Genomic DNA, 20,688 nt, shown 5'->3' on the forward strand with positions numbered 1-20,688 from the left:
TCACATGGCAGAAGAAAAAAAAGGTTTTTTTAAACGATTAGTCAGTGGACTGGCAAAGACCAGAGACAATATCGTAGCCGGATTTGACAGTATTTTCAGTGGCTTTTCCAGCATTGATGAAGATTTTTATGAAGAGCTGGAAGAGATTCTGATCATGGGTGATATCGGGATCAATGCGACCACTTCTATTATTGAGAATTTAAAGAAAGAGGTTTCCGAACGTCATGTTAAGGAACCGATGGAATGTAAACAGCTTCTGATCAATGAGATCAAGGATCAGATGCGTGTGGACAGCACAGAGTATGAATTTGAGAACCGCAAATCCGTAGTCTTGGTGATCGGTGTCAATGGTGTCGGAAAAACCACCTCAGTAGGAAAACTTGCAGGAAAATTAAAAGACCAGGGCAAGAAGGTTATCCTTGCAGCAGCAGATACTTTCCGCGCAGCAGCAGGAGAGCAGCTTACTGAATGGGCGAACCGGGCAGGTGTAGAGATCATCGGTGGACAGGCGGGAGCAGATCCTGCATCTGTTATCTATGATGCGGTGGCAGCAGCCAAAGCAAGAAATGCAGACGTACTTCTCTGCGATACGGCAGGACGTCTTCATAATAAAAAGAACCTTATGGAAGAACTCCGCAAGATTTACAGGATCCTGGAGAGGGAGTATCCGGATGCATATCTGGAGACACTGGTAGTGCTGGATGGTACTACCGGACAGAACGCCCTTGCACAGGCGAAACAATTTGCGGAGGTCGCAAATGTCAGCGGTATTATCCTTACCAAGCTGGACGGAACTGCCAAAGGTGGTATCGCAGTTGCAATCCAGTCTGAACTGGATATACCGGTGAAGTACATTGGCGTAGGAGAGAGTATTGACGATCTTCAGAAATTCGATGCAGATGCTTTTGTAAATGCGTTGTTTGATGTAGACCATAAAGAAAACCCGGACGCTTAAGATTATGATGTACTTTAGGAGTCAAATCAGGTAAAAAAAGATTCCGGGAGTACATTCAGGACAAAATGGAGGAAAAACAATGCTTACTTTAGAGAGTTTTGAACAGGCATCAGAGATCGTAAAACAGGTCACACAGGAAACAAAGCTGGTCAAGAGCAGCTATTTCAGTGAACTTACAGGAAACAAGGTTTATTTAAAACCGGAGAATATGCAGCGCACAGGTGCATATAAGGTTCGTGGTGCTTATTATAAGATCAGCACTCTTTCCGATGAAGAGAGAAATAAAGGTCTGATCACAGCATCCGCCGGAAATCATGCACAGGGCGTTGCCTATGCTGCACATAAATATGGAGTGAAGGCAGTGATCGTTATGCCTACCACAACTCCGCTGATCAAGGTTGAGAGAACAAAGAGTTACGGTGCAGAGGTTATCCTGCATGGTGATGTATATGATGAGGCATGTGCACATGCACTGGAACTTGCTGAGAAAGAGGGATATACCTTTATCCATCCTTTCGATGATCCGGCAGTTGCCACAGGACAGGGTACCATTGCAATGGAGATCATTCAGGAGCTTCCGCTTGTTGATTATATTCTGGTTCCGATCGGTGGAGGCGGACTTGCAACAGGTGTTTCCACACTTGCGAAGCTGTTAAATCCACATATCAAAGTCATCGGTGTGGAACCGGCAGGGGCTGCCTGCATGAAAGCTTCTCTGAAGAAGGGTGAGGTTGTGACTCTTCCGCACGTAAATACGATTGCTGACGGTACTGCAGTACAGACACCCGGAAAGAAAATCTTCCCGTATATCCAGAAGAATCTGGACGATATCATCACTATCGAGGATGATGAACTGATCGTTGCTTTCCTTGATATGGTTGAGAACCATAAGATGATCGTAGAGAATTCCGGTCTTCTGACAGTGGCAGCGCTTCGTCATCTGGATGTGAAGGGAAAGAAGATTGTTTCTATCTTAAGCGGTGGAAATATGGATGTTATTACCATGTCTTCTGTTGTTCAGCATGGTCTGATCCAGAGAGACAGAATCTTCACAGTATCTGTGCTCATTCCGGATAAGCCGGGTGAACTGGTACGTGTGGCAAGCGTGATCGCCAGGGCTCAGGGTAATGTTATCAAGCTGGATCATAACCAGTTTGTAAGCACGAACAGAAATGCGGCAGTGGAACTTAAGATCACACTGGAGGCTTTTGGCACAGATCATAAGAATGAGATTGTTAAAGCTCTCGAAGATGCAGGATGCAGACCAAAGGTGATCCGTCCAAGTCTGTGATTGTCTCAGAGCAGCATCTGCCATGTAAATAAATGAAATGGGGAGTCCTGGTGTTCAGTATATGGATGCCGGGGCTTTTTTGCCGAGATTTTTAAGAAGCGTATCGGAAAAAATAAATTTGTGCTGTCAAGAGAAAATGCTTGATATTAATTTTGAAAGAATGCCGTAAATACGCGCTTTTCCGGGCATATCGGCAGGAGTCTGTGACAATCTTGTGACAAATGCGGGAAAAATATGGATTTACAGTGTGAGAAAGCAGTAGAAAAGATATGGTGGTTCGGTTATAATAAAGAAAAAAGTATCGAAGCAGGAAAGGAGAAAACATTATGCCGGTAACAATAAAAATATTGTTGGATCAGTATACCGAAATATTACGGAAGATATATGGAAGTCATTTAAAGACAGTAATTTTATATGGATCCTATGCAAGGGGAGATTATAAGGCAGATTCTGATATAGATATAATGATTCTCCTGGACTTGTCAGACATAGATATTAAACAGTATCGCCATGAATTGTCAGGAGAAACTTTTGATTTCAATATGGATCATGACCTTGATATTAAACCGATAGCAAAAAGCCAACAACATTTCCAGAACTGGGTTGATGTATACCCATTTTATGCGAATGTAAAGAAAGAAGGGGTGAAACTGTTTGAGGCAGCCTAATGAAAAGGGAACGCAGAAATATTTGGCATTGTATCGTATTGAAACCTCTAAAAGTGACATCAAAGCAGCTGAAATCCTTTTGGCAGCTAAAGAATTCCGTGGAGCAAATAACCGGGCATATTATGGGATTTACCATGCAATATCAGCTGTGCATGCGCTGGATGGCAATGCGTATAAAAGACATAAAGATGCTCTGGCGAATTTCAATAAGAATTATGTAAAACCGGAGATTTTTCCGAGAAAGCTTGGAAAGAAAATTGTTGAATCAGAAGAAATCCGTCATGCCAGTGATTATGATGATTTCTATATAGCGACAAGAGAAGAGGCTGAGGAACAGATCCAGACAGCAAAAGAGTTGGTATCACGTGTAGAAGAATATGTACAGGCAAGATGGAAGAAAGAGTCTGAAAAGACTGTTCGAAATGCGGAATACCTAGTACAGAATCGCATTAATTATTAAGTAATATCCCTATGGAAATTTTTCAAAATATATGGCATAATCAAAAGAAAAATCAAGGAGATCATTCAGAAGAAATTCTGCCTAAGTATAAAGAAAATGGACTTACTAAAACAGAGATTGTAGAAGGAATGGTATTAGAATTGGCAACAATTCAGCAGGCAGATAATCTCTCTGTTTCTGTAAATCAAAAAGAAGTAGAAGAAAGATATGATGAATTAGTTGAATTAGAAGAGCCCGTTTTTCACCAAAAAGCAATTAAACAATATGGAACGGAAGAGAAACTAAAACAAGCATTATATTATAAATTGGTTTATAATGCGATAAATGATAAAATAGATGAATTGTTTTTAGAGAACTATTCTATTAGAGAAGAACTACTTCAAGTAAGAGCTAGCGATTATGTTTCACAGTATACTGCTGCTGATTTTGAAGAAAATGATATGGATAAAGAAATTTTTTCAGATGAAGTAGTACAAAACTATTATGATTCTTGTTTGGATAGATTACAGGAGTTATATTTCAAAGTTTGGAAGTACAGAATAGCAAATGAAAGTAGCATATCATATAATAACTATAGTGGCAATGATTTATTAAAAAAGCAGGAGTTTGATATTACTGCTAATAAATTAAACTTTAAAGGAAAAAAATATGAATTAGAAATGTTTTCATTTGATGAAGTCCAAGAAAGATTTGGCGATTATTTTTATTTGTCAAATTCTATTATTAATAATTATGATAATATAGAGTGTAAGGGGATACATATTCCGGAAAAGGATGTTAGAGGTCTTTACATGACATTAGGTGCTGACTCACCTATAACATTTAAATTAATAGTTTCGCCAGTTCTTGCACTATACAACAATTTTCAAAAAAACGGAATACGGACAGGTATAGAAAATGGATTAAATAAAGTAGAGTTTATTCAAACAGATATGGGAATTTACTATTCTATAATTGCTGATATGGAGTATGATAAATTGGAGAAATTATTAACTGATTCTATTACTTATTCAGATAAAGATAAGAATTTAAAAAGAGAAAATAATATAAATATTGTGACTGACTTGGAAGAATATGTTCAGGAAGTTGAATTAACCGATGGGCATATATTTTTCAACTCTTGCTTGGCATTAGAAAGTGACATAGCTTATTATGACCCGAATATAGCACATTTAGAAAAATGGAATACAGAACAGGTTACTGCATATCTCGGAAATACTTTTGTTCCGTCATATATTCCAAAGGATCTTAAGACTTGTCAGGAATCCTATACTGGTACTTTTATGTCAGAATATCTAAATAATACAATGTGGTGGACTGTAGCGTATGATAATGATATAATTATTTATGATAACTTTGGAGTGTTCTATAGTGATTCTTTTACTGATGAATATAATCCTTTAAGACGTAAATTGCTGATTGAAGTGTCAAAAGATGAACTGCCGGTAGCAGATGTATTATATTCATTTGATAAAGTAGAAGTTTCTAAAGTGAAAAAAAATGAACTAACTGTAGGAGTATACAAAGCACCATATTATGATGGGGATTCAAAACCAGCAGGATATATAAATCAATATATTGCGGAATTTATTATTGATAATGTAGGATATCGCATTATAAGTGAAAATTTGTCACAAGAGGAATTTATTAAAGTTTTAATATCTATGCCTGTATTTGAATAATACACTTTTTGGAAATTATTAAACAGTCTTGTAATATTGATAACGGAAAAGTCAATGTTGCAAGACTTTGTTTATTGTAATTAGGTGATGATTGTGTGTAAATATGTAAAGAAGAATTTCATTTTACATACAACAATGTTATAATATCGGATGAAGGAAATAACAGCAAAGGAGAACTGGCATGAATATGTACAAAGAAATAGATCAGGAAACTATGGAACTACTTTTAGATGCATTGCTCAAACGCACCCTGGAAGGTAAACAGATATGGGAAAATCTGTATTATAATCCTATTGGCTTTGTACAGCAGGATGCCTATGAAGATAAGGGCGCATATATATCGCAAATGTTTGAGACAACGACATCTTTTAATGGCATTGAATATGAATTAGAGCTTTGTGAAGCAATAGATCTTCCGTCTTGTAAAGGAAATATTTTCGGAAGCATTAGCTACGAAGCGGAAGAAGAAATAAACAAATATGATTTTTCTTTATCATTTGATTCAGAGCACTACGATGACGCTGATGCAGCAGAACTGAAGAATATTTATAAAGATTCAGTAATTGTGCAGTTAGCAGATGCGATTGTTGGTGTGTTTGAAGATTCGGAAGCGATAGCGGATGGTTTCTCTTATGCAAGGTATTTCAGTCAAAAAGAAATTAATTCAAAATGGAAAAAAGATTCCCTTGTAAAACTTGGTGAGAAGCTAATGAAAGAGAAAGCAATGCAGGATTTCCATAAAATCGTTCTGGATACAGATTACCGGAGCAGCTTATTGAGAAAGTAATAGATTTATATGGAGAACAATGCATGAGAAATATTAAAGACAGTACATTTCCGGAAAATATTTTGGAAGAGATCGGAATTAACAAAGTAAGCGAGAAGAAAATAGATTATTCCCGACTAACAGATGACCAGGTAAATGGATTGCTGTATGCCATATCACAGATGAAGCGCAGGGACAGTATAATTTTATTGTGCCGTTATGAAGACAAAATGACTTATAAAGAAATTGGGGAACGTTTTTCCATAACGAGTGAACGTGTCCTACAGCTTGTTGCAAAAGGACTGAGAAAGCTGAGACATCCGGTTAGATATTGCTACATAATATGGGGATATGAGACATACACCCAAATGTTATCTGAGAGGAGAATGCAGCTTGCGGCATTAAAACGGGAAGAAATAGAAAAATCCGGCAGTGATATTCTTCAAACCGATGTATCAGTTTTACAGTTGACGATAAGGACATGGAATATACTTAATCGCAATGGAATACATACACTAGGTGAATTGATAAGCATATTGGCGGAGGATAAAGAGGGACTTGGTATAAGGATTGGGAGAAACAGTCTGTCAGAGGTAGTATGTAAACTGGAAGAATTAGGATTACTTAGTGACTGTTAGTGAAAAAAGCATTGGAGGATACGGATTGCTGAACGAAAACTGGTTATTTGGAATTACGAATACAGAGAGCAAGAAGCATAGGGCTGATTGTTTCCGGGAAATAGGAGAGCGTACGTTTTCCTTTTTCCTGGATACAGCGGTGGAACAGGGATTTGAGGATCGTGAAGGGCAATGGACAATGTCCTGTGAAATCGTGGATGCTATGCAAAAGAAAAAGCATATTGCAATTGAAGCAGGGGTGGGAATCGGTAAATCATTTGCCTATATCGTTCCTCTGCTTTTTTATCATCAGAAATACCATTGTCCTATTTTAATTGCAACGTCTACGATAGCTTTACAGGATCAGTTGGCTTCAGATATCAAAATTATTGAGGACATGATTGACTATCATCCTACGGTAACGATTGCTAAAGGTCAGACACATTTTCTGTGTAAGAAGAGATTTGATGAATTTTTTCTGGATAAGAAAACCAGGCAGAAATATTCAGAAATTTATGAAGATGTTGAAAGAGATGGCCACGAGAGGTCCGACTGGAATGCAGACATATCGGATTTTTTATGGAATCAGATGAATGTGAAAGAATATAATCCGATGTATTGCAGACAGAGATGCAGCTACCGGGGACAATGCTATTATCATAATTTGCGGCAGCGTCTTCCGATTGAATATGGGATTATACTCTGCAACCAGGATCTCCTTGCTGTGAATATGCGAAAACGGCTGACGGATTCCAAAGAACTGTTCCCACATCAGTTTGAATTTGTTGTTATTGATGAAGCACATAATCTGGAAAGCAGGGTACGTTCTTCATACACCCAGGATATGAATTATAGAAAAATGTTTCAAGAGGCGGATGCAGCCAGACAGATTAACCGCAGTATAGGGGAACCATTAGATAATAAGCTGCGGGAATATCACAAACTGCTCAATGAAGTTTTTACAGCTTTGCAGGAACAAATCCGGAAACAGGATGCATATGCGGAAAAAGAAGGAAGAGAAATTGAACGATATTCCGTAGAACCAAAGAAACTTCGTGCATTGGAGAAGTTCTGCGGATGTATACATGATATCAATTTTTATATATCTATGGATTTTGGTCTTGATGATTATTCCAGAAACCGGGACTATTCCAGAGAAATTGAAGCATTGGAGGAACAGGAAAGGTTCTTCAAATCCTTAAAAGCAGAAGACAGTGAGGATATTTTCTGGATGACTACAAAAGGAAAAAGCCGAGAGAATATATGTCTGTCAAGCTGCCCAAAGGAAGTAGATAAACTGACAAGCCGTTTGTTATTTCAGAGTGAGGATTTTACTACAATTCTGACCTCTGCCACTATTACCAGTGGAAACAGCGATAATTACCTTATGAATTACAGATATTTTATAAACAACATAAAGTTTCCATACAAAAAGGGAATCGTATCAGAGCCTAAACAGTCTCCATTTGCCTATGACGAACATGCTATGATTTATTACACAGAAAATATGCCACATCCAAGCAGGCAGCGGGAACAGTTCATAGCTGCAGGCGTTCAGGAGATTATACGGCTTCTTCGCCTCACAGAAGGAAAGACATTGATCTTATTTACAGCTAAAACAGATATGAGAGAAGTCTTTCAGCTCCTGCAGGGCAAGGTTCCTTATCAGCTTATGATGCAGAAGGAAGGGGATTCTCAGAAAGAAGTGCTGGATAAATTCAAGAGTAATATCAATTCGGTCCTTTTGGGAACCGGTTCTTATTGGGAAGGAATCAGTGTAGAGGGAATGGCTTTATCCAGTGTGATTATTTTCAAACTTCCGTTCCCGGTGCCGGAACCGATTATAGACTATAAATGTAGTTTAAGCGGTGATAAGCATTTAATGGAAGTCCTGGTACCGGAGATGGTGATAAAACTAAAGCAGGGGATTGGCCGGCTGATCCGGAATCAGACGGATAAAGGGATTGTTTCTATCATTGACAGCCGGGTAGGAGAAGAATCCAGGGCACCGTATAAGCAGATTATATGGGATTCATTGCCGATAAAGAATAAAACGAATAATTTTGAAGTGATAACGGAATTCTATCAGAAAATTATCACCAAAGAGGATATCTGAATATGAGAAGTATTACTTCAGACGTACAGGATTTTAAAGAATGATTTTAGATAGTCTTGTAATATTGATTATGAAAAATGTCAATATTGCAAGGCTTTATTTTTTATATGGTGGTCTATATTGGAAAATATTGGCGAAAACGATAGTATGGTACTTATCAGTATCAAAATGGAGGATATTTAAAATGAAGCTTAAAAACAAACTGGCTGGATATTTAGAATATTGCAAATTTAGGAAAGAACTTGATGAAAAAACACTCAAGGCATATCGGATCGATCTAAAACAATACTTTAATTTTGTTTCCTGTGACGAACCGGATAAAGAAAAAATTGAGGAATATATTACAGAACTTCATAAGAAGTATAAGCAGAAGACTGTAAAAAGAAAAATTGCAACGTTAAAGGCGTATTACAATTATCTGGAAGAGGAAGAAATCATCAATGATAATCCGTTTAGAAGAATAAAAGTAAAATTTAAAGAGAATGTTACTCTTCCAAGAATTATTCCTCGGGAAGAAATTGAACAGCTTTTAAATTTTATGTATAATCGCTTGGATGAAAACGATAATTCAGTTTACAAATATCGTTTGAGAGACGTGGTGGTTGTGGAAATGCTTTTTGCAACGGGTGCCAGGGTATATGAAATATCAAATATTCGAGAAGATAGCATTGATTTGAATTCCGGTTTGATCAGAATAATGGGTAAGGGTGGGAAAGAAAGATATGTTCAGATTAGCAATTCATCTCTTCTGGCCATGATGAAAAAATATTTTGTGGAGAATCGAACTGAGATTAAAGAAAGCGGATACTTTTTTGTAAATAATAGGGGAAACAGATATACTGAACAATCAATCCGGTTAATGCTGAAAAAATATACTAAGCAGGCAGGGATTGAACGAAATATTACTCCGCATATGTTTAGACACTCATTTGCAACGTATCTGATTGAAGAAGGCGTGGATGTAAGTTGTGTGCAGCAGATTTTGGGACACAGCTCTATAAAAACAACACAAATATATATTCATGTGGCTGCAAAAAAACAGGCGGAAATACTCCGTGAGATGCATCCCCGAAATAATATGAAAATAGCAGGAGCAGCATAATTCTTTAGTATTCATACAGTTCTTATTGACCGGTCAAAATGTGAGTGGTTTTTTTGTTGTACAAAATTTTTGACCAGAGAGGAATATACAAAAGGTTATAATGGAATTGGACAGAAAAATCATTATAAGGTGAACGATTTGTTATCACCGTATTTGTTACTATGGAAAAATATGGGATAATCTGTTATAATAAGTATCAGATAATATATAATTATCCGATATAGAAACACTTGAAATATCTTATGGAAATTAACGGAGACAAAGAATATGCCAATAGACAAAGAACAGTTTCTCAAACAATTCGTTAAGCAAGCCCTTGATGAAAGGATTTCTCTTTTTTTAGGTGCTGGTGGTTCATGTGATGCAGGCTACCCCAATTGGGCAGACTTGTTTGCACCATTTGCAAGAGACTTAGGAACCCCTATTAATGAATCCACAGATTATTACCGACTAGCTCAGTATTACTCAAATAGTTTTGGACCGGGAGAACTTAGAAAAAGAATTAATGAACGCATAAATAGAAATAATTTTGAAAGTCAATTACTTGAGGAACTTATAGATATTGGTTTTACAAACGTATGGACTACTAACTTTGATAATGCTATTGAACTTAATTATCAAAAGCGTGATATCTTAACAAATAAGGTGTTTAGAGATTCGGATTTTTCAAATATTGATATTAATAAACGAATCAATATATTTAAAATGAACGGTGATGTAACAAACTTAGAGGGTATCGTGGCTACACAAAGCGATTATGAGAAATATGCGGACACACATCGCATTATGCTGATGTTTTTTAAACGTGAGCTTATATCAAGCACATTTCTTTTCATCGGTTATAGTTTTACAGATCATCTGGTATTGGATTGCTTGAGCGAAATCACAAGATATTTGGGATACTCAGCAACATATCACTATACAATTATGAAAAATAATCCAAAAGATCCGTACTTCAAACATTTTGTTGAAGATATTGAACAACGTTATCATATTCGTGTTCTTTTAGTCGATGATTATAAAGAGATACAAATTATTTTAAATGAATTAAATTCAAGGATACGAAGTAAACGTGTATTTGTTTCAGGAGCTTTCAGTTCTTTCACATCAGAAATCGAAGAATATTCGCATAATTTATCACGAAATTTGGCATCATCACTTCTTGAAAATGATTACCGGATAGTTAATGGAATCGGGCGAAGGTTTGGCACACACCTTATTGGTTATGCAAATGAATACTTGGCAAAACAAGGTGTTAAAGATATAGAAAAACATCTTATTGTAAAACCATTTGTCGGTAATACACAAGCTGCGGCTGAAGAAAAATACCGGTCAAGAAAAAAAGTAATTGGTCAATGTGGAACAGCAATTTTTGTGTTTGGCGAAATGAGCGAAAATTCTTCAGCTACAAAAAGCGGTGTCATGGAAGAATTTGAAATTGCATGTGAACAGCACAAAACCATTATTCCTATAGCATATCCGGGAATGGTTTCTGAAATTATATGGGAAAAGGTAAAGGGTGAACTGACTCGATATCCTTATTTAGAAGGTAGAATTGATTTACTTACTTCGGTTCAATCACCCGAATTCCTTTCACAGATTATTATTCATATTCTTGATTCTGTGCAAGAATCTATGTAAAAATCAATTAATATACAGAGTGAATTTTCTAATAGCCATAATTCTCTGTAATCTACAGGAAGGTTGAGGCGTGTCTCAGAAAATAATCTGTCAAAAACACAAGAAACCATATTTGTGATAGAGTTTGCATTTATTCTTTTTGTATCAGTAATAACCAAGTATGCTGCATAAAGTAAAGAGATTCTGCTGTTAAGATTTGCATGATCAATTTGTAAATAACTACGGATGATGTCATACACCCCAGATGGCAGAATTTCTTGAGATGTGGAGATAATATCTCGCACTTTTTGATGAATGCAATTATTCAAGATGTTTCCCGTAATTTTGCATACGATATGACTGCATACTTCACGAGTACCGGAATGTCTATCCACTTCTTTAAAGATAAGTTCTTTAATCCAACACAACCTGTCCGGAATATCATTTGGTGATAATTCATATACCACTGGAAAGACAATGATTTTCCCTTGTCTATACTTCGATTCTATTATAGAAAGTTCCTCCATTGCACATACAGAATCCACAGTAAATTTACTAATAACAACAAGAGCGTAGTTACACTTCCAAACACCTTTCTCAAGGTTTATCTCTTCGCGATTATCCCCCATTAACAATTTATCACGATCATACCAGGTTTTGATACCATAATTTTTAAGATGATATACTAGAGGTTCTACAATACTATATCTGTCTTCAGCAGCAAAACAAATGAATAAAGAATATGAGCAATTATTGATAGTATCATCCCCCTTGTTAAGTATTTTGAGTTCAGTGTATTTTTTATTGATAATTATATATTATCTTCATATAAGGATAAGCCGCCGAGAACAGCATCCGTCCATTTGTAGTTGGAAGAAAAGGCGGGTTATTCTGGATATTCCTGCTGGAGTTGAAGCAAGCACCATGGCTTATACCACGGTAGAGCTGGTCAAAGTCAACAACGTGAATGTTGCTTGAATGTTATCATTATCTTACATTTTTGTCGGAACATCAGTTCGGTTCACAGACGATTGATTAGGAACTGGAGATCTACAGAATGAAAGTTTTCTATTTCCTTACGGATTCAGGGGAAAACTGAACGATAGGAGGTGTTATTGCTTCAAAGCCAAAAGTGTTTATGGATGGAATAACAAGTGATAAAAAGCAAGAGTGGAATTGCCCGTCCAGACACAGGAAGCAGATGAAAAATGCGGAAATAAATAAACAACGCTGAATTCTCTTGGCGAATTGAATATGTTAGACAGATTAGTTTTGAAGTGATAATTTAAATAGGAACAGGGAATGTTTAGTACTATAGGATGAACATTCCCTGTTAGGAATTGTCTTTACGAGAAATATACTTTTCCATAATATCCGCCAGAGGATTTTATGGAAACCAGTTTAAATAATTATTATATAGACTATATTTTTAAATTTCAAAATAAATGACGCATTTTATTAGTTAGAAAACCAATTATCAGTAAAAATGCAACCACTATTGGAACTAACATATATAATTTCGACCAATAGTCAAAATTAAAAAAAGAAGTGAATATAACAAAACAAAATTCGATTAGTAGAACGTAATGTGTTCTTCTTTTAAAAACGATTTTTTCGCTAGGGTCGAAAATGCGGTTGAAATTCGGAATAGGAGCTAAACAAAGTATTAGTAGATTACTCAAAACAAATAGTATAGCTATTATCCCGTAAGCGGTTTTTGAAATTATTAAGTTAGGAATATAAACAATTGCCAAAAGCATCAAATTTGAAAAACAGTAACAAGTTAGCTTTTTCTTGGTATGAAATCCGCCGGCATTACTTCTCAAGGGAATGAAAAGAATTAAAAACATAATTATTTCCAGCAAATGATTTGTAAAGTAGCCTAATAAAAGGGATGTTAATAAATTCACAAACAAAAGTATAAAGCCATTTAATCCATATAGGTATAGGTCTTGATTCTGTTTTGTTATAAGATTATCTTTTAGTAATTTATTTATGATGACCGTAGATAATGCATTCATCTAAAAGTTTCTCAGTTTTTTGGAGCCTTTTGGCAATTCATCCTGGTTCATAACAAACCAACAGGCTGTATTCACCCCATTATAGGTAACAAATAAAGCTAAGGTAGCTATAAATGATAGGCAATTTTTATTAAGTGTAGTTGCCAATTTTTTTAAATGTTTCATATTAGGTAATCCTCCATTTGTTTATATGATATAAGCTATCATACCAGAAAGAATATACATGTTCTAAAACATGTAATAAAAAGTCACTTATCTGTAATGAAAAGGAACTATCCTTAATATTAAAAGTGATTTCTAATAAAATTGAGGTGTTGACTTTTAATGGTATGTCTATAATTCCTACTTACAAATAGTGATTCACCATTTTTTAGGAGAAGTTCATCACGGACAACCTCTTGGACATATTCCAGATTTACGATGCAAGAAGAACGAATTTTTCCAAAAAGGTTTGGATCTACATGTGTTAGAATATTGCTAAGTGTCATGTTAAGAGTATAGGTAGATTTAGGAGTATGTAAAAATGCTTTTCGCCCAGATTTATCAATGTACATAATTTCTGAACAAGGAATGCTAAAATTCTTTTTACAATAACTAAATGAAAATAATTTTTTATTCATATTAAGATATGTGGAAGCTTTTTGTAAAACTTTCTGGAAACGTTTAAAAGTAATTGGTTTTAATAAAAAATCAAAAGTAATAACTTCGAACACATCAAAGACATATTCTGAATAGCTTGTTAGAAAAATGATAAGAGCATTTGGCTCGTTCGTGCGAATCGTTTTAGCTAGTTCTAAACCATTCATGCCCTGCATCTCGATATCAAGGATATAAATGTCATAGGTCAATTCATTATTAAGTTTATATCTATATAATTCTTCGGCACTAAAGTAGACGTCGTAATCAATTGTTGAATCGTTTAATATGTCAAAGTATTTTTCTAAGATTTCAATAGAAGCAGGGTTATCATCACACAAAGCAATATGCAACATTGTAATATTTCTCCATTTCATTCATCATCATAAATTTCGTAAAAATAATCTGTGTTAAAGAAGGTACCAAGGCTAATATCAAAGCCACCACATATTTTTTGGATGGTTTCTATTGTTGGATTAGTGCCATGTATTATATTTAATAAGGTACTTTTAGGAATAGCGGCCTTATAAGCTAATGCATAATAATTGAGATTATGTTCTTTGCATAGTTCATTAATTCTTTTAACAACAAGTTTTTGTGCAGTAATAATAAATCACTCCAATGCTTTATATAATGATATTCATTTTAAAGGAAATCATTATATAATCAGCACTATATATAGTCCTTGGTGAATAGGATGTGACAGATAAATGGCAATCTATTACAACTATCATGAAATGAATATTCTTTTTGATATACTTTTTATATAAGTTGTATAAAAAACGGAAGGAGAAAGATTGAAAATGAGAAGTAGAATTATGGAAAAAAGATTTTATACTGCTGAGTCAGTGACTGAAGGGCATCCAGATAAGATATGCGATCAAATTTCAGATGCAATTCTGGATGAGTTAATAAAAAAAGACCCTAATAGTAGAGTCGCTTGTGAAACATGTGTCACAACTGGTTTAGTTCTGGTTATGGGGGAAATCACAACAACAGCATATATTGATATTCCAGGAGTCGTTAGAAATACGATAAAAGAAATAGGTTATACAGATTCGACATTGGGATTTGACGGGAATACTTGTGCTGTGGTTACTGCGTTAGATGAACAGTCTCCTGATATTGCAATGGGGGTTGAGCAGGCACTAGAAGTAAAAGAAAATGGACTATCTGAAGACGAGAAAATGGAAACGGGAGCAGGAGACCAAGGCATGATGTATGGTTACGCCACAAATGAAACCGAAGAACTTATGCCTTATCCAATTACATTAGCTCATAAATTGGCATATCGCTTGTCAGAAGTACGGAAGCAGGGGATTTTAAACTATTTGCGCCCGGATGGAAAGACACAGGTTACCGTAGAGTATGATGAGAACGATATTCCGGTAAGATTGGAAAATGTAGTGTTATCTACACAGCATAATTCAGACATTTCACAAGATAAAATTTTCAGCGATATTAAAAAATATGTTTTTGATGTTGTTCTTGATACAAAAATGGTTGATGAAGACACGAAATTTTATGTTAATCCAACGGGACGCTTCGTTGTCGGCGGACCGCATGGGGACAGTGGTCTAACAGGGCGCAAGATTATTGTCGATACTTATGGTGGCTACGCACGTCATGGTGGAGGTGCCTTTTCTGGCAAAGACTGTACAAAGGTAGACCGTTCCGCAGCATATGTAGCTAGGTATATTGCTAAAAATATAGTAGCGGCTGGATTAGCTGATAAATGTGAAGTCCAACTATCTTATGCAATTGGAGTAGCTGCCCCTATGTCAGTAGGTGTTGAAACCTTTGGAACTGGTAAAGTATCTAATAATAGGATTATCGAGATTATAAGAGAAAATTTTGAATTACAACCTACTGGTATTATTGAGATGCTGAATCTGCGGCAACCAATATACAAAAAAACGGCAGCATATGGACATTTTGGTAGAGGGAACTGTGGTTTTCCGTGGGAGAAAACTGATAAGGCAGAAATAATAAAAAAATATCTGTAAAGGGATAAAAGAGGAATCTGGTGATTCCTCTTTCTTATAGACCAGGAGGGAATATGAATATATTATTGATTAGTTTACCGGAAAAAAACAAAGATATGAAACTTGAAGCAACAGAAGTTTTACCGCTTGCTTTGTATTCGTTAAGTAGTGTTTTAAAATGCCAAGGATATGAAGTCTCAATTATTGATCCGTGTGAATTTGTTTATCTAGATGAAAAAGAAAATGCAGAAACAACATGTGTTACTTTGATTGAGGAATGTTTGGAAGAAGGATATGATATTGTTGGATTCTCTGTGAATACTTTCAATTGGGGAATAACTAAGACGGTTGTAAATCAAATTAGTTGGAAAAAAAATACTACTGTAGTTTTAGGAGGACTTCATGTAAGCGTTTTTGATGAATATTCACTCTTAACTACAAAAGCGGATATTATTATGAGAGGGGAAGGAGAATTGACCTGGTGTGAGCTCGTAGCAACACTTAAGAATGTTGCTCCTTTAGATACAATAAAAGGGATTACCTATAAAAGTGGAAAGAATATCATAAGGAATCCAGACAGAGGTGCTATGACAATCGAAGATTTAGAGGCATTACCCCTTCCGGATTATGAATTATTGCCGATTGATAATCCGTATGTAGAAATGCCGGTTGAATCATCAAGAGGGTGCCAGTTTAGCTGCTCTTTTTGCTCTATACCTCATAGGCATAACTGGAGAGGGCTTTGTGAAATTCAGGTAATTGAAAGGGTTAAACATGCTAAAAGACATATGAAAAATATTATGCGAGGCGGAAATATTTTATTTGTAGATGACTGTTTTTCAATGCACCCAAAAAGAGCTATTAAAATTTTGGATGCGTTACATAAATGTTATGGAGAAGAAATGAAGTATTTTATAGAAGCAAGAATATCAAATATTTTATCAGGAGAGTTTTTAGAGGGATTTCAGAGAAATCTTATTTCTCAGATGCAAATCGGTGTAGAATGTGGGTATGATGAGGGATTAAAAAAAATAAAAAAGGGCCTGACAATAGCGCAGCTATACAAAGGGTTAAGAATTATAGAAGAAAAAGGATTATCTAGTGTTGCCAATTTGTCGTTCATTATTGGTTTTCCATGGGAAGATTTTGGTACGATAGAAAAAACATTAGATACTGTGGAATATATTGTTAATAGATTCGGTATACTGTGCCGGGTAAATTGGTTTATGCTATTACCATCTGATATATGGTGGGAGCGTAAAAAATATGGCATAAATGTTGAATCGGATATTTACGATAATCCGTCATGGAGATATGATACGGACATTTTCTATAGTACGAATCCGCTTATAAGTGAAGAAGAGATAAATAGAATTGAAAAAAGAATTAAGTTAATTTATGCATGTACAAAGAAAATAAGCTATAATAGAACTTTTGCTATATAGCTATGAAGCAAAATAAAAGGGGGCGTTGCAAAATCAATATCAATAAGTTAAAGTAACATTTTCAAGAGCAGATTATACAATGTATGACCTGCTCTTTTTTGTAATAATTCAAAAAAAGCTTGACAAATCACTCGAAATTTGCGGCGAAGCCACTTAAATATACATTTATTTAAGGAGACTTTCCGATGAAAAATAATTCACCTATTGATCTAAAGAATCAGTTGCTTTCTGTTATCTCACAGATGCAATCTGTATCTCACCTATTTGTAGAGACTGGAAAAGATTTTTCCAGAAAACGAAAAAATTTCTTTCTCAGATACCATTCAGTTTCTCTTATCTATGGGCGGGAATACCATTCGGAAAGAATGGTTCGATTTCTGGGATTTTTCTCCGGATATGGCTTCGGTTCCCGCCTTTTGCCAGCAACGTCAGAAATTGTTGCCTGAGACAATGGATTTCTTATTTCATTCTTTCAATGATTCTTTTTCATCGCTGGAAACTTATCGTGGATTTCGTCTGCTTGCTTGCGATAAATCTGATCTGGCTATTGCTTACACTCCTGATGATAAGGATACCTATAGGCGGCATAATTCTTTGGAACGGCATGAGAAAGGATATAACCAACTTCATTTAAATGCTCTGTATGGGGGATTGAACGATCTTTTCGAGAACTAAAATATACAATAGGATTAACCAATTTTCACGCAAAAAAGGTGGAGTATATCCTGCAGGAAATATTCGCTCGACTAACAATCTACAACTTTTGTGAACGGATTATCACAACTATTGCAATTCAACAGAAAAACAGGAAATATACTTATCAGACCAACTTCACTGTAGCTGTTTTTATTTGCCGGGAATATTTCAGAGACAGAATACACCCATCAGATTTAGTAGCACTCATTCGGAAGAATATTCTTCCAATCAGAGAAGGACGAAAGGCTCCACGAAAAGTCCGTCCTAACTCAAGCAAACAGCTTCTTATATAGAATAGCATAAATAATACAAAATAGCATTCGAAAAACAGAGCTTATATCTGTTTTATTTGTTGTGCAAAAAAATGACCAAAAGCTTAAAACTACTTTTGGTCATTTAATCCGTGAGGCTTAAATCAATATCCGTAGGCTTAACTTATTGACATTGATTTTACGACACCCTCTTTTGTTTTGCTTCGAAAAACATTTTAGAATATATATGAAGTTAGATGACACAATGCTTAAAGAAGTAATCTTCTAATTCTGAGATATTCTGAGTGTTCTTTAATGATAATAGTTGACGGTCTTTATTGATTAAAATAATAGTATCACTGAAATTAGAAACAAGGTCTAAATTGTGTACTGAAAATAATATCATATTATGCTTGCAGTAGCAATAATCCTTTAAGAGATTTTTTATAACGATACAGCTTTCTGGATCAAGACCATTAAAAGGTTCATCAAGTATTAAATTTGTAGCACCAGAAATCAAAGCACCAGTAAGATATATCTTTTGCTTCATACCTAACGAATAGGAAGAAAGAGGTTTGTTTAAGTCCGCAGATATTTTAAGAAGAGAGGTTATCTTATGAGCTGCAGTACTGGCAGCAGTAAAGTCACACTTATAGATATTAATTATAAAGCTTAAATATTCGTTTCCAGAAAGATTTAAGAACATATCTTTATGGTCGGGAATGAAAAAAAAATGATATTTACTTTCAAAAGCGGAATTTGGTATAGAATCTATAAGAACATTTCCATTAGTCCGAAAGGCAGACTGAGTGATTGAGTTTAAGAAAGTTGTTTTTCCGATTCCATTTACTCCAACTAAAGCGTAAATTTGGGTATCATATAGTGTTAAGGAAAGGGCATGAAATATATTTTTCTTTTCATAGGTCTTAGATAAATTTTCTATTTTAATCACGAGTATTCCTCCTAGATTTTTTTGTGTATATTAGTATTAATATTAATATTAATAGGATTATATCTATGAAGCTAACTATTGGTAATAAATATTTCTTACAATCTAATTGATTAATGATATAAATTTCAAAAATAGTTTTCAAAGTCATAACTATTAGTGATAAAAATTTATTTGAATTTCCATGTAATAATTCTGTTTTATTCTTTGTATAGTCGGGCATTAAACAATCAAAAATAACTCCGATGAAGGAACAAAGATAATTATTGACAAGTCCATATAGAACTAGAAAAAAAATATCCTTTTTTGTATGTATAATAAAAAAATTTAATAATATAAAAATTAGAACAATTGTAGAATTAAGAAAAAAACTCATTCGTACTTTACTCTGAAAAATTTTATATGAGTCGATTGGTGTTGTTAAAACAAGCTGATTGATATAAGGATCGCTTGAATATGCAGTGACCGAAAAAGGATTAATTGAGCACAAAATAATAACAATTATCATATTAACTAAGGTTGTATCGAGAGAATATCTAGTTGTAATAAACTTATAAAGCAAAATAATTAATATTATATTTTTTAGGACGGCATAGAACAATATATCTTTATTAGCGAAACATCGTTTCTTTTCTAAAAAGAAATAAGGTGTCCTTATGTAAAATAATTCTTTTTTGGAGTAGAAGAGCTTATTATACTCAAAATCAATTATCTTATAGATGTTTTGAAAAAAAATATGATCAAATAAAATAAAAGTAATTATAGCTAAAACAATACTTCCTATAAAAACAGCAGGTAGAAAAAGTGGCGCTTGAACTATAGAAAGAAATAAAGTAACTGAGGCGGTTCTTTGAAAAAATAGTAAATAGGTTAGTAAATTTTTGAAAAGTAGAAGTGTTGTTAAAAAACCACCATATTGAAAAAAAATCATGATATATCCGCTATGCGTAGTGTGACAAATTTTTAGTATTATCAATAATAAGCAACAAAGGCTTAAAGAGAATAAGAATATTAAAGTAATGGAAGATAAGTAATATTTTACTACAGATAGAAGGTCAGGTGTATATAGGCCTAATGTTATAAAAAGTAGAGTTTCCAACTCAATAAAAGGAACATTTATTTCTGAAAGGTATATTTTGAATAAATGCTTTCTATTTATAGGCATGGTTAAAATATCTTTGATTCGTTTATTATAAAACATAGAATCAATGATTTTATAAATAAGCATAAGTGTACCAATAGGCAGACTTACTATAAATGAGAAAAGAGGAGAACTAATATTAAGATGATTTATTAGTTGAAGTCGCTCTACAACGTACCAGAATAAGTAACATAAGTAAAAACTTAAAATACAATATAATAATATAATTAATAGCGAACCTTCTTTTTTGAAATAAAGAATTTTTTTTAACAGGTCATTCATGGACT

The 20,688-nt window shown here is 34.6% G+C and carries 20 protein-coding genes; 13 read left to right on the forward strand and 7 right to left on the reverse strand.

Annotation, left to right across the window (positions count from 1 at the left end; genetic code table 11):
* The first annotated feature begins 4 nt into the window (after positions 1-4).
* The 10 genes from ftsY to LJE12_RS00610 all read left to right on the forward strand — a co-directional run bounded on the left by ftsY (position 5) and on the right by LJE12_RS00610 (position 11,298).
* Entirely contained in the window at positions 5-955 is a 951-nt protein-coding gene (ftsY, locus tag LJE12_RS00565; RefSeq protein ID WP_173702469.1) for a signal recognition particle-docking protein FtsY, read from the forward strand.
* A gap of 79 nt (positions 956-1,034) precedes the next feature.
* Positions 1,035-2,246 (forward strand): threonine ammonia-lyase, encoded by a 1,212-nt coding sequence (gene ilvA / locus LJE12_RS00570; protein WP_161233299.1) that lies wholly within the window; start codon positions 1,035-1,037, stop codon positions 2,244-2,246.
* Positions 2,247-2,572: 326 nt separating this feature from the next.
* Entirely contained in the window at positions 2,573-2,914 is a 342-nt protein-coding gene (locus LJE12_RS00575; protein ID WP_161233300.1) for a nucleotidyltransferase domain-containing protein, read from the forward strand.
* A complete protein-coding gene (locus LJE12_RS00580; protein ID WP_161233301.1) occupies positions 2,901-3,374 on the forward strand; it encodes a HEPN domain-containing protein in 474 nt (157 codons plus the stop codon). Before LJE12_RS00575 ends, LJE12_RS00580 begins: the two co-directional genes overlap by 14 nt.
* Before the next feature lie 11 nt (positions 3,375-3,385).
* A complete protein-coding gene (locus LJE12_RS00585) occupies positions 3,386-5,056 on the forward strand; it encodes a hypothetical protein (RefSeq protein WP_161233302.1) in 1,671 nt (556 codons plus the stop codon).
* 181 nt (positions 5,057-5,237) lie between these two features.
* The gene (locus LJE12_RS00590; protein ID WP_055057356.1) at positions 5,238-5,843 is read left to right on the forward strand and encodes a hypothetical protein; all 606 of its coding nucleotides are present in this window, start codon (positions 5,238-5,240) and stop codon (positions 5,841-5,843) included.
* Between the two features lie 23 nt (positions 5,844-5,866).
* Positions 5,867-6,460 (forward strand): sigma factor-like helix-turn-helix DNA-binding protein, encoded by a 594-nt coding sequence (locus LJE12_RS00595; protein WP_055057355.1) that lies wholly within the window; start codon positions 5,867-5,869, stop codon positions 6,458-6,460.
* A gap of 25 nt (positions 6,461-6,485) precedes the next feature.
* Positions 6,486-8,555 (forward strand): ATP-dependent DNA helicase, encoded by a 2,070-nt coding sequence (locus LJE12_RS00600; RefSeq protein ID WP_226840172.1) that lies wholly within the window; start codon positions 6,486-6,488, stop codon positions 8,553-8,555.
* A 184-nt stretch (positions 8,556-8,739) separates the two neighbouring features.
* Complete coding sequence (locus tag LJE12_RS00605; protein ID WP_055057354.1) at positions 8,740-9,657, forward strand: tyrosine-type recombinase/integrase; 918 nt, start codon at positions 8,740-8,742, stop codon at positions 9,655-9,657.
* 267 nt (positions 9,658-9,924) lie between these two features.
* Positions 9,925-11,298, forward strand: coding sequence for an SIR2 family protein (locus LJE12_RS00610; protein ID WP_055057353.1), 1,374 nt, complete (start codon positions 9,925-9,927; stop codon positions 11,296-11,298).
* On the opposite strand, the gene LJE12_RS00615 is transcribed toward LJE12_RS00610, so the two are convergent.
* The 5 genes from LJE12_RS00615 to LJE12_RS20415 form a co-directional block, all read right to left on the reverse strand.
* Complete coding sequence (locus tag LJE12_RS00615) at positions 11,265-12,092, reverse strand: toll/interleukin-1 receptor domain-containing protein (protein WP_081026357.1); 828 nt, start codon at positions 12,090-12,092, stop codon at positions 11,265-11,267. The two genes, LJE12_RS00610 and LJE12_RS00615, sit on opposite strands and share 34 nt — an antisense overlap.
* A 621-nt stretch (positions 12,093-12,713) precedes the next feature.
* Complete coding sequence (locus LJE12_RS20975) at positions 12,714-13,298, reverse strand: accessory gene regulator B family protein (RefSeq protein ID WP_055057352.1); 585 nt, start codon at positions 13,296-13,298, stop codon at positions 12,714-12,716.
* Complete coding sequence (locus LJE12_RS20410; RefSeq protein WP_081026356.1) at positions 13,299-13,463, reverse strand: cyclic lactone autoinducer peptide; 165 nt, start codon at positions 13,461-13,463, stop codon at positions 13,299-13,301. It abuts the gene before it with no gap.
* A 119-nt stretch (positions 13,464-13,582) separates the two neighbouring features.
* A complete protein-coding gene (locus LJE12_RS00630; protein ID WP_161234285.1) occupies positions 13,583-14,290 on the reverse strand; it encodes a LytR/AlgR family response regulator transcription factor in 708 nt (235 codons plus the stop codon).
* A 17-nt stretch (positions 14,291-14,307) separates the two neighbouring features.
* Positions 14,308-14,544: a helix-turn-helix domain-containing protein gene (locus tag LJE12_RS20415; protein WP_081026582.1), complete on the reverse strand. Its 237-nt coding sequence runs from the start codon at positions 14,542-14,544 to the stop codon at positions 14,308-14,310.
* 208 nt (positions 14,545-14,752) lie between these two features.
* On the opposite strand from LJE12_RS20415, the gene metK reads away from it, so the two are divergent.
* The 3 genes from metK to LJE12_RS00650 all read left to right on the forward strand — a co-directional run bounded on the left by metK (position 14,753) and on the right by LJE12_RS00650 (position 18,039).
* Entirely contained in the window at positions 14,753-15,940 is a 1,188-nt protein-coding gene (gene metK, locus LJE12_RS00640) for a methionine adenosyltransferase (protein WP_055059033.1), read from the forward strand.
* A gap of 53 nt (positions 15,941-15,993) precedes the next feature.
* Entirely contained in the window at positions 15,994-17,364 is a 1,371-nt protein-coding gene (locus LJE12_RS00645; protein WP_161234287.1) for a B12-binding domain-containing radical SAM protein, read from the forward strand.
* A gap of 339 nt (positions 17,365-17,703) precedes the next feature.
* Positions 17,704-18,039, forward strand: coding sequence for a hypothetical protein (locus LJE12_RS00650; protein WP_155512404.1), 336 nt, complete (start codon positions 17,704-17,706; stop codon positions 18,037-18,039).
* A 525-nt stretch (positions 18,040-18,564) separates the two neighbouring features.
* Here the strand turns inward: LJE12_RS00650 and LJE12_RS00655 are convergent.
* Together LJE12_RS00655 and LJE12_RS00660 are read right to left on the reverse strand one after the other, a co-directional pair.
* A complete protein-coding gene (locus tag LJE12_RS00655; protein WP_119243069.1) occupies positions 18,565-19,263 on the reverse strand; it encodes an ATP-binding cassette domain-containing protein in 699 nt (232 codons plus the stop codon).
* Positions 19,256-20,683 carry a hypothetical protein gene (locus LJE12_RS00660; RefSeq protein ID WP_055058935.1) on the reverse strand — a complete coding sequence of 476 codons (1,428 nt, stop codon included), beginning with the start codon at positions 20,681-20,683 and terminating at the stop codon, positions 19,256-19,258. The genes LJE12_RS00655 and LJE12_RS00660 overlap by 8 nt, the downstream gene beginning before the upstream one ends.
* Positions 20,684-20,688: the final 5 nt, after the last annotated feature.

It is taken from the genome of Blautia sp. DFI.6.71 (assembly GCF_020593585.1).
GTDB classification, from domain to species: domain Bacteria; phylum Bacillota; class Clostridia; order Lachnospirales; family Lachnospiraceae; genus Blautia_A; species Blautia_A wexlerae.